15 protein-coding genes are annotated in these 12,518 nt (G+C 31.9%); 8 read left to right on the forward strand and 7 right to left on the reverse strand.

Annotated features, from left to right (window positions below):
* Nucleotides 1-8 precede the first annotated feature (8 nt).
* Nucleotides 9-1,934 (forward strand): OmpA family protein, encoded by a 1,926-nt coding sequence (locus tag OZP09_RS03765; RefSeq protein WP_281310310.1) that lies wholly within the window; start codon nt 9-11, stop codon nt 1,932-1,934.
* Between the two features lie 123 nt (nt 1,935-2,057).
* Here OZP09_RS03765 and OZP09_RS03770 read toward each other — a convergent pair whose 3' ends face one another.
* From OZP09_RS03770 to pyrR, 6 genes are all read right to left on the reverse strand, one after another.
* Nucleotides 2,058-2,555: a CAP domain-containing protein gene (locus OZP09_RS03770; protein ID WP_269236606.1), complete on the reverse strand. Its 498-nt coding sequence runs from the start codon at nt 2,553-2,555 to the stop codon at nt 2,058-2,060.
* Nucleotides 2,556-2,717: 162 nt separating this feature from the next.
* The gene (gene pdxH, locus OZP09_RS03775) at nt 2,718-3,362 is read right to left on the reverse strand and encodes a pyridoxamine 5'-phosphate oxidase (protein WP_278010267.1); all 645 of its coding nucleotides are present in this window, start codon (nt 3,360-3,362) and stop codon (nt 2,718-2,720) included.
* An 86-nt stretch (nt 3,363-3,448) separates the two neighbouring features.
* Nucleotides 3,449-4,366: a ribonuclease Z gene (locus OZP09_RS03780; RefSeq protein WP_281310311.1), complete on the reverse strand. Its 918-nt coding sequence runs from the start codon at nt 4,364-4,366 to the stop codon at nt 3,449-3,451.
* A 102-nt stretch (nt 4,367-4,468) separates the two neighbouring features.
* Entirely contained in the window at nt 4,469-4,801 is a 333-nt protein-coding gene (locus tag OZP09_RS03785) for a ribonuclease Z (RefSeq protein ID WP_281310312.1), read from the reverse strand.
* A 140-nt stretch (nt 4,802-4,941) separates the two neighbouring features.
* Entirely contained in the window at nt 4,942-5,868 is a 927-nt protein-coding gene (locus OZP09_RS03790) for an aspartate carbamoyltransferase catalytic subunit (protein ID WP_065449375.1), read from the reverse strand.
* 153 nt (nt 5,869-6,021) lie between these two features.
* Entirely contained in the window at nt 6,022-6,561 is a 540-nt protein-coding gene (gene pyrR, locus OZP09_RS03795; protein WP_099708618.1) for a bifunctional pyr operon transcriptional regulator/uracil phosphoribosyltransferase PyrR, read from the reverse strand.
* Between the two features lie 235 nt (nt 6,562-6,796).
* Between pyrR and OZP09_RS03800 the strand changes: the two genes are divergently transcribed.
* The 7 genes from OZP09_RS03800 (at nt 6,797) to OZP09_RS03830 (ending at nt 10,789) form a co-directional block, all read left to right on the forward strand.
* Nucleotides 6,797-8,485 (forward strand): P-loop ATPase, Sll1717 family, encoded by a 1,689-nt coding sequence (locus OZP09_RS03800; RefSeq protein WP_269236608.1) that lies wholly within the window; start codon nt 6,797-6,799, stop codon nt 8,483-8,485.
* Nucleotides 8,486-8,502: 17 nt separating this feature from the next.
* Complete coding sequence (locus OZP09_RS03805) at nt 8,503-8,862, forward strand: dihydrofolate reductase family protein (protein ID WP_281310313.1); 360 nt, start codon at nt 8,503-8,505, stop codon at nt 8,860-8,862.
* A complete protein-coding gene (locus OZP09_RS03810) occupies nt 8,849-9,046 on the forward strand; it encodes a dihydrofolate reductase family protein (protein ID WP_281310314.1) in 198 nt (65 codons plus the stop codon). Before OZP09_RS03805 ends, OZP09_RS03810 begins: the two co-directional genes overlap by 14 nt.
* 118 nt (nt 9,047-9,164) lie before the next feature.
* Nucleotides 9,165-9,563, forward strand: coding sequence for a hypothetical protein (locus tag OZP09_RS03815; protein WP_269236610.1), 399 nt, complete (start codon nt 9,165-9,167; stop codon nt 9,561-9,563).
* Between the two features lie 106 nt (nt 9,564-9,669).
* On the forward strand, nt 9,670-9,981 hold the full coding sequence (locus OZP09_RS03820; protein ID WP_269236611.1) for an ArsR/SmtB family transcription factor: 312 nt from the start codon (nt 9,670-9,672) through the stop codon (nt 9,979-9,981).
* A 5-nt stretch (nt 9,982-9,986) separates the two neighbouring features.
* Nucleotides 9,987-10,484 (forward strand): SRPBCC family protein, encoded by a 498-nt coding sequence (locus OZP09_RS03825; protein ID WP_269236612.1) that lies wholly within the window; start codon nt 9,987-9,989, stop codon nt 10,482-10,484.
* Between the two features lie 134 nt (nt 10,485-10,618).
* On the forward strand, nt 10,619-10,789 hold the full coding sequence (locus OZP09_RS03830; protein ID WP_269236613.1) for a hypothetical protein: 171 nt from the start codon (nt 10,619-10,621) through the stop codon (nt 10,787-10,789).
* Between the two features lie 309 nt (nt 10,790-11,098).
* Here OZP09_RS03830 and OZP09_RS03835 read toward each other — a convergent pair whose 3' ends face one another.
* A complete protein-coding gene (locus OZP09_RS03835; RefSeq protein ID WP_281310315.1) occupies nt 11,099-12,454 on the reverse strand; it encodes an IPT/TIG domain-containing protein in 1,356 nt (451 codons plus the stop codon).
* Between the last annotated feature and the right edge of the window lie 64 nt (nt 12,455-12,518).

Here is a 12,518-nt window from a genome sequence, read left to right on the forward strand (position 1 = left end):
TAGTTATCATGAAAAAGTTTATAATACTTTGCTTCACAATAGTAAGTGTTTTTTCATTCAGATGTTATGCCCAACAATCGAAAGTAAATGCTGCTGAAAAAAAATACGATGGCTATGCTTACATCGACGCCATAAAAACCTATGAGAGACTAGCCAAGAAAGGATACAAGTCTGAAGATATGTTTAAGAAACTGGGGAATTCTTATTACTTCAATTCTGATTTTGAAGGAGCTGCAAAATGGTACGGAGAGTTGTTTGCCATGAATGCAAATCCTGAACCTGGATTTTACTACAGATATGCCCAATCACTAAAGTCGACAGGGAAAACGGATCTCGCCAATAAAATCCTCTCAGAATTTAACTCAAAATATCCAAATGACAATCGTGCTAAACTTTATAAAGAAAATGTAAATTACCTTGATAAGATTAAAGCCAACTCAGGACGCTATACTATTGAAGATGCCGGAATTAATTCACAATATTCTGACTACAGTACTTTTGTAGCCAACAATAAAATTTATTTTGCTTCGGCTCGTGACACCGGTAATTTTTCACAGCGCAAACACAAATGGACAGGTGAATATTTTACCAATTTATATGTTACAGATGTTGATTCTGTAAAAGTAAAAAAATTCAGGACTGCACTGAATACCAAATTCCACGAATCTTCTCCGGTACTTACAAAAGACGGAAAAACAATTTATTTTACACGTAATAATTATTTAGATGGAAAAAAAGGAAAAAATGAAGACAAAATTACTTTTATCAAAATCTACAAAGCCACTCTTGAAAATGGTAAGTGGACTAATATTAGAGAACTTCCCTTCAGCAGCAACAATTACAGTACTGCTCATCCTGCACTTAGCCCTGATGAAAGAACTTTATATTTTGCTTCTGATATGCCTGGAAGTATTGGCCAGTCTGATCTGTTTAAGGTTAGCATCAATGAAAATGGTGACTTTGGTAAACCGCAAAACTTAGGTAAATCAATTAATACGGAAGGCAGGGAAACATTTCCGTATGTGAGCAATGAAACCGAAATTTATTTTGCTTCAGACGGTCACCCCGGACTTGGCGGACTGGATGTTTTTGTAGGCCAGATTGATCCCGACGGAAGCATTAGTGATATCCAAAATGTAGGTGCAGATATCAATTCTCCAAAAGATGACTTTGCTTACACAATTGATACTGCTACAAGAGAAGGCTATTTTAGTTCCAACAAAGATGGAGGTAAGGGTTCAGATGACATTTATAAATTTCTGGAAACACGAAGATTAAAATGTACTCAGGAATTATATGGTCTTATTACCGATGAAGCTACCGGAATGATTTTACCGGGGGCAAAAGTGAGTTTATATGATCGGAATTTGAATCTCAAAAGCACAATTTATGCTGATGACACAGGAAATTATAATTTTAAAGTTGAATGTAAAGAAACGTATTATGTGAGGGCTGAAAAATCAGAATATAATACCAAAGAAGTAAGCATTGAAATTCCTGATAAAACTGGCAGAACAAATCTTCCAATAGCTTTAGAAAGTGCAAAATGCAAAGTCACCATAGGCGATGATTTAGGAAAATGTTTCGGTATCAAAATGATTTATTTTGACCTGGATAAATCCAACATCAGAGAAGAAGCTGCTTTGGATTTAGAAAAAATATTAGATGTACTCAATCAAAATCCTAAAATGAAACTGGATATCCGTTCTCATACAGACAGCAGGGCAAGCCATAAATACAATGAATCTTTGTCAGACAGAAGAGCAAAATCAACCATCGAATGGCTAATTACAAATGGTGTTGACAAAAACCGTTTAACCGGCAAGGGCTACGGCGAGACACAACTTGTAAACGAATGCACTGATGGTGTAAAATGCAGCGAAGAAAAACATCAGGAAAACAGACGAAGCGAATTTATTATAACCGCTTTATAAAACTAAAATACCAAAAACCAATTCACCTCAGCTACCCTTCGGGGTAGCTTCTTAAAAAAATAAGTCGTTGCAAACATCACTTTACAACGACTTAATAACTAAACCTGAATACTAACTCTCTTTTTAAATTTTTGCAAAAATGTTGGTATAATATTTTTTACCGGTTTCTGCATCAATTTTAACAGCAATACCAAAGTGAGTGTAATCCCCTTCGATATTTTGTTTATGGGATGGACTATCTAACCAGGCTTTTAAAACACCTTGAGGGCTTTGATAGTCATATGCTACATTTTCTCCAACTTTTTTAGCTCCAAGAACAGCGATAATATTTTCCGACCGGGCTACAAAGTCATTATGATTTACAACTTTATTTGCAATCATGTAATTATCGTGTTCTTCTGATTTAAAAGAAATATGATTGACTGTTTTTAAGCTATTCAATCCTATACTTACACGATATTCGTTTATTAACTCCAACACTTCTAATTCTGAAGTATTATAATTATATTCTGTCACAAGTTCAGAGTTAGACATATTATTGCTCTCAACTGAATCTGATGAACAAGAACCAAAAATATAGACAACTGCCAAAAGGAATATTGTCTGAAACAATTTCTTCATAAAATAATTAGGTTAAAATATAAAGCAGAATTTGGGACAATTCGTTTTAATATTTGGAAACGTTATTAATTTACACTTCAAAAAAACAAAATTATCGTTTAAACGACAAATTTAATCGATGAAATGCATTATTATTTTTTATTTATAATACAAAACTTACAATTAAGGCGATAATCGCTGAATACTCCAAGTAAAATCTGGCTGACTTTTATAACAAATTCTATCATGCAGTCTATTAGCTCTGCCCTGCCAAAATTCAACTTCTAATGGAGTAACAATATAACCTCCCCAGTGCTCGGGTCGTGATATTGATTTTCCTTCAAAAGTAGTTTCGAGTTTTTTTAAATTTTCTTCTAAAAAAGATCGTGACGGAATCACCTCACTTTGATTCGAAACAACAGCTCCCAATTTACTTCCGTCAGGACGAGAATCGAAATAATTGTCTGAGATAATTTCAGAAGTCTTTTGAGCAATTCCTTTTATAATAACCTGACGTTCCATTTCCTGCCAGAAAAAAGAGAGACATACATGCGGATTAGCCGCAATCGCTTTACCTTTTTCTGAATTATAATTGGTATAAAAAATAAATCCTTCTTCAGAAAATTTCTTTAATAAAACCACTCTGGATTTGGGGAAACCATCTAATCCAATGGTCGAAACGGTCATTGCATTTACTTCTCCGCTTCCGCCAAAATCTTCTACTTCATGAAACCATCGGTTAAAAAGGTTAATTGGATCTTCAGGAATAGAATCTTCCAGTAATTCACTTTTTTCGTAAGATCGCCTGTAATTACTTAAATCGTTCATTTTTTATTTTTTGTTACAAGTTAATTGTATGGTGTGAAATGTAAAATAATAAAACTAAAAATATATTACATATAACTTTTCACATTTTACTTAACATCATTAAACTTAAACGAAACACCGTCATCTGCTAAAAGTACATTTGAAAAAATCGTTTCAGCTTCTTCTTTAAAACGCTGAATCGATTCGTATCTTGTTGAATAATGTCCTAAAACTAATTGCCTGGCATTCGCTTTTAAAGCAATCGTTGCTGCTTCCTTTGCTGTCGAATGTAATGTTTTTTGTGCTAAAGTAGATTCGGATTCCAAAAATGTAGATTCGTGATATAAAATATCTACATTCTCAATAATAGGGATAATGGCTTCATTATAAACAGTATCCGAACAGAAAGCATAACTTTTTGGCTGAATTGGATCAAAAGTCAGTTTTTCGTTTTCAATTACAGTTCCGTCATCAAGCGTAATGTCTCCTCCATTTTTTATTTTCTGATAATAAGCAACATGAATATTATAACGCTGAACTGCTTCAACATTTAATTTTCTCTCATCCGGTTTTTCTGTAAACAGATAACCATTGGTATAAACACGATGCTTTAACGGAATCGTCTTGACTATAACTTTCTTATCTTCAAAAATAACTTCACTTTCTTTTGATTCTAATTCATGAAAAAACAAACTGTAAGTTGTCCACGATTCGGTCAATTTCAATTGAAGAAGAATAAGTTCTTTAATTCCCTTTGGGCCATAAATATGTAAATCGGTAGTTCTTCCCAAAAGGGAAAAAGTCGAAACAGTTCCAATTAATCCGTAAAGATGGTCTCCGTGAAGATGCGAAATAAAAATGTGATTAATTTTAGAAAATTTAATCTTATTTTTCCGAAGCTGAACCTGGGTTCCTTCGCCACAGTCAATTAAAAACAGTCTGTTTTTAATTTCTAAAACCTGCGAAGTAGGGTTTGTAATTGTTCTGGGAGTAGCCGCATAGCAGCCAAGTATGGTTAACTTCAATTTAATATTTATTCGTTTATTGGGTTAATCGTTTTAATCGTCAAAGATTAAAAATAGATAAAAAATCGATTAAACAAATAAACGAATAACAAAAAAACATTTTTAGAATCCTAAGTCCCTTTCAATTTCTTCCATTTCAATAATATCATGCGCCTCCAGAAGAGAAGGTACAACGGTCAGTTTATCAGAAATAGCATTAAAATCAAGATCTGAAACAACAATTACAAATGATTTTTTTGCTTTTTTTTGCTGTTTGGAAAGCGGTAAAAAAAGCTTCAGATCATTTTCAGTTAAATTGGAATCCGAAGTTAAATCGATAATAATATTTTGTTTTTCAAAGGTTTTAAATTGCTGCGTCACTTTATCCAGGAAAGATTTAAAATCTCTCTGAGTATCCTTAATGGTAACGGTATGTCCTTTTTGATCTACTTTCATTTTATAGTTTGTGGGGCTTATATAAAAATTGATATTTCTGAAGGCAAAGGTACGAAGATTTTTCTTTGTTGTTTCAGGTTTCAGGTTTCAAGTTTAAACGTTCGCTGAGCAACTTGAAACCTGAAACTTGAAACAAAACTTTACTGAATCTTAGAAGCCAATAAATAAATAACCGCCATTCTAATCGCTACACCATTTTCTACCTGATTCAAAATCACAGAATGATCAGAATCCGCAACCTCAGAAGTGATTTCTACTCCCCTGTTGATTGGTCCAGGGTGCATGATTACGATTTCTTTATTAAGTGAATCCAAAAGTGGTTTATCAACTCCGTATTGCTGTGCGTATTCACGTGTTGAAGGGAAGAAATTCACATCCATACGTTCGTTTTGTACACGAAGCATATTGGCAACATCACACCATTCTAAAGCTTTACGCAAGTTCGGCTCGACTGTAACACCAAGTGATTCAATATATCTCGGAATTAATGTTTTTGGTCCGCAGACTTTAACTTCAGCGCCCTGCATCTGCAAAGCATAAATATTGGACAATGCTACTCTCGAATGCAGAATATCACCCACAATTACCACCTTTTTTCCGGCTACATCGCCTAGTTTTTCCCTGATGGAATAACTGTCTAATAACGCCTGAGTTGGATGTTCGTGCGCACCATCGCCTGCGTTTACGATACTGGCTTTGACGTTTTTGGATAAAAAATAAGCCGCTCCGGGATTGGAGTGGCGCATGACAACCATATCCACTTTCATGGAAAGGATATTATTTACAGTATCAATAAGTGTTTCTCCTTTTTTAACCGACGATTGTGCTGCAGAAAAACTGATGACATCAGCAGATAAACGTTTTTGTGCTAATTCGAACGAAAGTTTGGTTCTGGTACTGTTTTCGAAGAAAATATTAGCAATGGTAATATCTCGTAATGAAGGAACTTTTTTAATAGGCCGGTTAATGACTTCTTTAAAATGATCTGCCGTTTCAAAAATCAGGTTAATATCATTTTCGTTGATATATTTTATTCCTAATAAATGATTTACGCTTAATTCTTTCATGTTTAATGTTTAACTGTTTATTTGTTTAATCGTCTAATCGTTTGCTTTTCGATTAAACAGTTAACCGATTTAACGGTTCAACTTTTTTAATTTCTTTAATCGTTTAATCATTTCGTTTTCCCGATTAAACAATTAACCGGTTAACCGATTAAACTAATTTGTAACCAAATGCACTACATCTTCACCGTCATTTTCTTTCCAGCTCACTTTTACCTTTTCACCGTTAATCGCATCTACCTGACGGCCACGGTAATCGGGTTGAATTGGTAAATTACGGCTGAAACGTCTGTCGATTAACACTAGTAATTCTATTTCTGAAGGTCTTCCGAAAGACTGAATGGCAGTCAAAGCCGAACGAATGCTACGACCAGTAAACAATACATCATCGATAAAAATGACTTTTTTGTTTTCGACTATAAAATTAATCTGGGTTTTATTGGCTTCCAAAGGTTTATCAGTTCTGCGGAAATCATCCCTAAAGAAAGTAATATCCAGATATCCCAAAGAAATCTCCGGTGTTTTGTATTCGCTTTCTAAAATTTGTTTTAAACGTTCTGCTAAAAAAACACCTCTCGGCTGAATTCCGATTAAAATAGTATCTGAAAAATCAAGATGTTTTTCGATTAACTGACAAGCCAAACGATGGAGTATGATAGTAACTTCTTTTGAATTAAGTAATACTTTTTGGCTCATAATTAAGTGTGATGTTTGGTTTCGCAAATATACGGAATTGGAATTTATTTGTTGGGGTGTTGGGTGGGGAAATGTTTTTGATTTTTTTTGTTATTTTAAATAAAAAACAACAAAATCTAAAAAATGAACTACACAATTTAATAAAACTATCATTAATTTAAATTTAAAAATATATTTTAGCAAATAAATTAAGATAACTATATAACGAAATAACCAAAATATATCAATAATAAATATGATTGAAAATTTACCTAGAGAATTTACTATAAAACAATTACAACGCTTTAATTTTGGAAATATCGAAGCAAATGATGACGAATTATTATTTGCCAGTGTATGTGAAACTTCGGCTATCATAGAATTTATAAATGGATCTAAGAACATAGTTTTAGGAGAAAAGGGAACTGGAAAAACAGCATTATTCAGATTAATAAAGGAAGAAAAATTAAAATTTAATCCTAAAAATGGTTTTTTAAATATAATCATTCCAATTGAAGATAATTTTCAGTATAAAAACATAAAAGGAAAAATTTTAAATTATATTTCCACCAATAGTGAAGATGAGAATTTTAAATATCAAGTAGTTTGGGAATTATTTATATTCCACAAAATAACGCAAAGATTAGAAAAAGATGGAATAACAATTCCTCCATCAATAACCAAAGGAATTAATTTAGCAAAAAAGGTTTTCAATAATAATAGTATCGATGATTTTATCAAAACAAAAAAAACATTTGGAATAAAACTTTATGATACTCCTACTCTAATTTTGCCTGACTTATATTTTACAACAGAACCAATAGTAGCAGATGAAAACAAAAAAGAGATTTCAATCGAAAAATTAGAAATTGACTTGGACTTTTATAAGCAAGAAATTAACAAATACCTTCTAGAGAAACAATTAAATTTAATTTTAATTATTGACAGATTAGATGAATTTGTTAGCAAAACCTCTCAGCAAGCTCAACTTGAAATGCTTGAAGCACTGATTGTCGTAGAAAGAGAATATAGTAAATACTCAAACATAGATATTAAAATTTTTTTAAGAGATGATTTATTTAAACAATTATCATTCGAAGGAATTGGATATGATAAAGTTATTTCAAAAAAAGTAGACTTAAAGTGGACTCCAGAAAAAATTAGAGAGTTTATCGCCAAAAGAATTTGTTCTAATTACATTAGTCTATTTAAATTAGAAACTATTAAAATTTCTGTAGATCAAGAAACTTTAGAAATAGATACTTCAATCGATACCCATCATTATATCACACCTAACATATGGACTCGAGCTTGGAGAAAAATAATAAAAAAATTATATCCTCTTCATTACAATCAAAAATTCCCTAGAAAAGTGAATCTAAATGATAACCTGAATAAACAAATAATATTATCAATTTTTCCTAAATATGTGGATTATAAAAATGAAGAAGGAAAAATAATTGAAGTTGATATCTTTGATTATCTCTCAGAAAATTTTAATTTAGGCACAGGTAACTCAATTCCTAGATTAATATTAATTTTCCTTCAGAAAACACTTTCTGTTGCAAACAATTATTACATAGAAAATTTTGACCAAACTGCCATTATTCAAAATGAACAAAAATGCTTTGAACTTTTTAAAAAAGGTTTTTTTGAAGAAGCATATAGCGATTTTAAAACTGAAATTTATATAAATTTTGCAAAGCTAAATCCTGAATTTGAAAGTAAAATAATGATTTTTAAAGAGAAAATTGGTAATAGATTTTCTTTTAAAGCAAAAGACGTTAAAGTATTATTAAATATAAAAGATGATAATGAATTATATCATTTTTGCGAATACTTACTTCATATTGGTTTTTTAAAGCGAACAAATAGCACTTCAGCAATTGATGATATGAAGTTTGAATTACCGCTATTATTTAGAAATACAATAACCAAAAAATAATAAATAATAAGTTTAATTTGAAATTAAGTCTAATCCCGATCGTTCAGATCTACGCAAACTATGGAGACTGGGTAGCGCCTTTTGGAGATGAAGAATATGGTAAAGTCATGCAAAAACAAATGGAACCTGCAGATATTTTGTTGGGCAGAAAAACATTTGACATTTTTGAAGCCTATTGGCCTAAACATGCAGATGGCTGGCCGGGAATTAATGAAGTTTCAAAATATGTTTTATCGACAACGAGACAAAACTCAGATTGGGAGAACACAGAATTCCTTTCGACTATAGAAGACATCAAAAAACTCAAAAATTTCAGACGGCGGCGATATAAAAGTCTGAGGAAGCGCTACACTTGCTCAGCTTTTGCCTCAGCATGATTTGGTTGATGAACTTGGGCTCTTAGTTTATCCTATCCTTTTGGGTAAAGGAAAAAAATTGTTTGGCGATGGCGCAGTTCCTTCAGCATTTACATTAATTGAAAGTACGGTTACGCCGAGCGGTGTAATTGCTGTTAGTTACAAACGAGCCGGAGAAGTGCAGACTGGAATTATTCATGATTAAAAATATTTAGAGTGAGTAAATAATCACACATAATAACTATTTTGATACTATCAAATGATACTATCAAAAATATAAAGTTCCTAGCCAATAAACATTTTATATCAGAAAATAAATGTGCATGAAAGAAAGTATTCTACAGCTAATCATAAAACCTAAAAACATATTTCTGTTAGATGGCTTTGGCGCTTTACTCACTACTCTGCTGATTTTTTTCGTCCTCAGAACTTTCAATGACTTCTTTGGTTTATCAAAAAACACTTTGGAATTTCTTGCTGCTTTAGCCCTGGTATTTTCAATCTATTCTGTTTCCTGCTATTTTTTAGTAAACAATAATTGGAAAACGTTTTTAAAAATTATCTGTACTGCTAATATTCTTTATTGTGTTTTGACATTTGGAATCATACTGTACTATTTCCAAAGTATTTCAGTGTCAGGAATCGCTTATTTTATTGGAGAAATAATAGTGATATGCGGAATTGTATTTTTAGAAATTAGAATAATAGAAACCAGAAAATAATTCTCCCTCTTTTAACTCACTAAAAAATAATACTTAAATTTTTGCGAAACCGAAAAGTTGCGCATATATTTGCAACCGAATAATTTCATAATTAACATTAAAATAAATGAGAAGAGACATTTTTCAGGCAATTGCTGATCCAACAAGACGGGCTATTATATCTTTGATTGCTTTGCAGGCGATGACACCCAACGCCATTGCCGAAAATTTTAATACTACAAGACAGGCTATCTCAAAACACCTTCGCATTTTAACAGAATGTGAATTAGTAAAACAAGAACATAAGGGCAGAGAAATTTATTACTCCCTTGAAATTGAAAAAATGAAAGAAATTGACCAATGGCTGAGCCAATACAGAGCAATCTGGCAAACCAGATTCAATCAGCTCGACGAATTATTAACAACAATTAAAAAATAGAAAAGATGGGGAATTTATTATTTGATTTTACTGTTGACAAAGCCACAAAAACAGTAACAATTGTAAAAGAATTTGCAGCAGAATTACCTTTGGTTTGGGATGCATACACAAAACAGGAAATCCTCGACCAATGGTGGGCACCAAAACCATGGAAATCCAAAACAAAAGTAATGAACTTTGAAGTGGGCGGAAGACGATTTTATGCCATGGTAGGCCCGGAAGGCCAAGAGCACTGGGCTGTGCAAAAATATACGGCTATAAGTCCGAAAACTAATTTTAAGCTATTAAATGCCTTTGCAGACAAAGATGAAAACCTTCAACTGCCTGGTTCTGAATGGGATTTGAATTTTATAGACCAAAACGAAAACACTAAAGTCGTTATTACCATTTATAACGAATCTCTTGAACGAATGGAACAAATGATTGAAATGGGCTTTAAAGAAGGATTTACAATGACGCTGAAAAGCCTGGAGGAATTATTGGAAAATTTGTCTCAAAAATAATTTTGGTTTAATCAGCCCTGTAAGCATTTAATAAAAATGCAATATCACAATCCTAAAACTTTTTCAAAAAATTATATAAGTTAATTTTCTGTTTGTTAGAGTAATTTTATTCATGAACTTAAAAACTCAAAATCATGCAAAATAAAATTACAAGATTGTTAATGGTATTGTTTATACTATTTTCATTTACAAGCTGTGAATTAGTTGGAGACATTTTTAAAGCCGGAATGGGAGTCGGAATATTTATTGTGGTTTTTATAATCGCAATAATTATCTGGATCTTTGCCAAGGTCTTCAAAAGGTAAAACATAAAAAATGCCCGTTATTCTCTTCATAACGGGCACTTTATTTCCTAAACACATAACAATATAGTTTTTTAACTCAAAAAGGTATTTCACTTAAAAAAAACTTAGCTGTTGTGCCTTGTAATATTAAATATTCTACATCTTTATCTGTTAATTAGAAACACAATATTTCTGAATTCTAACTAACGTTTTGTAAATGTTTTGTAAATCATTAATTTACAAAATTATTTTTTTTGTATTAATGACTTTTACTTTTTCTGCATTTTCGCCCGTTAGCTTCGGGAGGTAAGGCAGGCGGACTATGAGGGATTACAGATAACGTTTTATAATTTTTGTTTTTGAGAAAGCCCAAATAATTTTATTTTTAGCTGCAATCCCCAGAACATCTTCTTCATGTGTAAAGTCTAAATTCCAGGAAAGTCCTCCATCAGTTGTTTTATAGATATTCTTTCCTGTGATTGCCCAACCATTATTAACATCAATAAAAGTCATTTTAGTAAAAGATTCTCCTTTGTAAATCTCATTCCAATTATCTCCTCCATCATTTGATTTAAAAATCTTTGAATTAGTTGGAGTTTGCATTAGTAATAACCCCGAATTGTCCTCAAAAAATTGCATATCCATAATTGCAACATCTTTACCCATATCTAAAAAGGATTTTTCTTTCCATGCTTCAGAACCTCCTTTTTTATAAATAATGTATGGCCTATATCCATACACTTTATCTACAGTACCTGCAATATTACCATAGCACCAAATATGATCACTATCTAAATATGCTGAACCATAAAACCATCCATTACCTCCAGCACTCGCAGTAAAAACATCTGAAAACGTGTTCCCATCACTAGTAGTATATACTTTCCCCCTTCTATTAATTACTACACCTGAATTTAAACTTTCATTAGTATACATGTGTACAAACTCACCAAGATTATTTGTAATTAAGCTTCTGTCATTTCCGCCAACAGGAATTTTATTTAACCTATTTGAACCATAAACTGACCAACCTTCATCATTAATTGTTGCAAAAAAAACATTTCCACTTGAATATATATTAGCTGTTTCTGTCCATGTTTCCCAAGTTTTACCATCATCTAATGATCTATTTACATAATTATACGAAATCGTACCTCCAGTTATTTGAGTAGATGTTTCAAAATTGTAATAAATCGCGCCATTGTCCAAGATTTGAATTTCCATTACATCAGAATTAGTAGTCGGACTGTTAGAAACAAGCCATGAACTTGCCGGATTTGTTTTCAAAATCGCAATATTTCCCTTGTAAGCATTCTTAACTGTATTTGTTATCGTTGTATTTACAATAGATAATTTGAGTTGGGGAATTACATTGTCAGTTGCCGGCAGTTTAAATTTTATCTCAGTTGGAGTTGCAGAAACGATTTTCGCAGGCACATTATCAAAATAAAGAGTAATATTTTCAGGCTTATCTGAAAAATTTTCACCTGTAATAGTAATTTCATCATTTGGTTTTCCATAATTACTACTGTAAGACGTAATCTTTGATTCAATAACTGGAACTGGTTTTGGAACTTCCGGAACTGGAGGTTTCACTACCTCTGGTTCAGATTCTGAATCCGAAGAACAGCTTATAAATAATACACAAAATAGAATCGAACACCATAGTTTTAAGTAAATTTTCATCAGTAATTTATTATTTTAATTTGGGCTCAAATGTATAAAATAGACTCTGAAATCCTACAAAATA

Source organism: Flavobacterium flavigenum, assembly GCF_027111255.2.
Taxonomy (GTDB): domain Bacteria; phylum Bacteroidota; class Bacteroidia; order Flavobacteriales; family Flavobacteriaceae; genus Flavobacterium; species Flavobacterium flavigenum.

What these genes read in the sequence shown, in the direction of transcription:
- OZP09_RS03830 (WP_269236613.1), top strand. Translation starts at nt 10,619, where the DNA reads ATGCAAAATAAAATTACAAGATTGTTAATGGTATTGTTTATACTATTT.
- OZP09_RS03770 (WP_269236606.1), bottom strand. Translation starts at nt 2,555, where the DNA reads ATGAAGAAATTGTTTCAGACAATATTCCTTTTGGCAGTTGTCTATATT.
- OZP09_RS03790 (WP_065449375.1), bottom strand. Translation starts at nt 5,868, where the DNA reads ATGAAAGAATTAAGCGTAAATCATTTATTAGGAATAAAATATATCAAC.
- pyrR (WP_099708618.1), bottom strand. Translation starts at nt 6,561, where the DNA reads ATGAGCCAAAAAGTATTACTTAATTCAAAAGAAGTTACTATCATACTC.
- pdxH (WP_278010267.1), bottom strand. Translation starts at nt 3,362, where the DNA reads ATGAACGATTTAAGTAATTACAGGCGATCTTACGAAAAAAGTGAATTA.
- OZP09_RS03765 (WP_281310310.1), top strand. Translation starts at nt 9, where the DNA reads ATGAAAAAGTTTATAATACTTTGCTTCACAATAGTAAGTGTTTTTTCA.
- OZP09_RS03820 (WP_269236611.1), top strand. Translation starts at nt 9,670, where the DNA reads ATGAGAAGAGACATTTTTCAGGCAATTGCTGATCCAACAAGACGGGCT.
- OZP09_RS03815 (WP_269236610.1), top strand. Translation starts at nt 9,165, where the DNA reads ATGAAAGAAAGTATTCTACAGCTAATCATAAAACCTAAAAACATATTT.
- OZP09_RS03800 (WP_269236608.1), top strand. Translation starts at nt 6,797, where the DNA reads ATGATTGAAAATTTACCTAGAGAATTTACTATAAAACAATTACAACGC.
- OZP09_RS03785 (WP_281310312.1), bottom strand. Translation starts at nt 4,801, where the DNA reads ATGAAAGTAGATCAAAAAGGACATACCGTTACCATTAAGGATACTCAG.
- OZP09_RS03835 (WP_281310315.1), bottom strand. Translation starts at nt 12,454, where the DNA reads ATGAAAATTTACTTAAAACTATGGTGTTCGATTCTATTTTGTGTATTA.
- OZP09_RS03825 (WP_269236612.1), top strand. Translation starts at nt 9,987, where the DNA reads ATGGGGAATTTATTATTTGATTTTACTGTTGACAAAGCCACAAAAACA.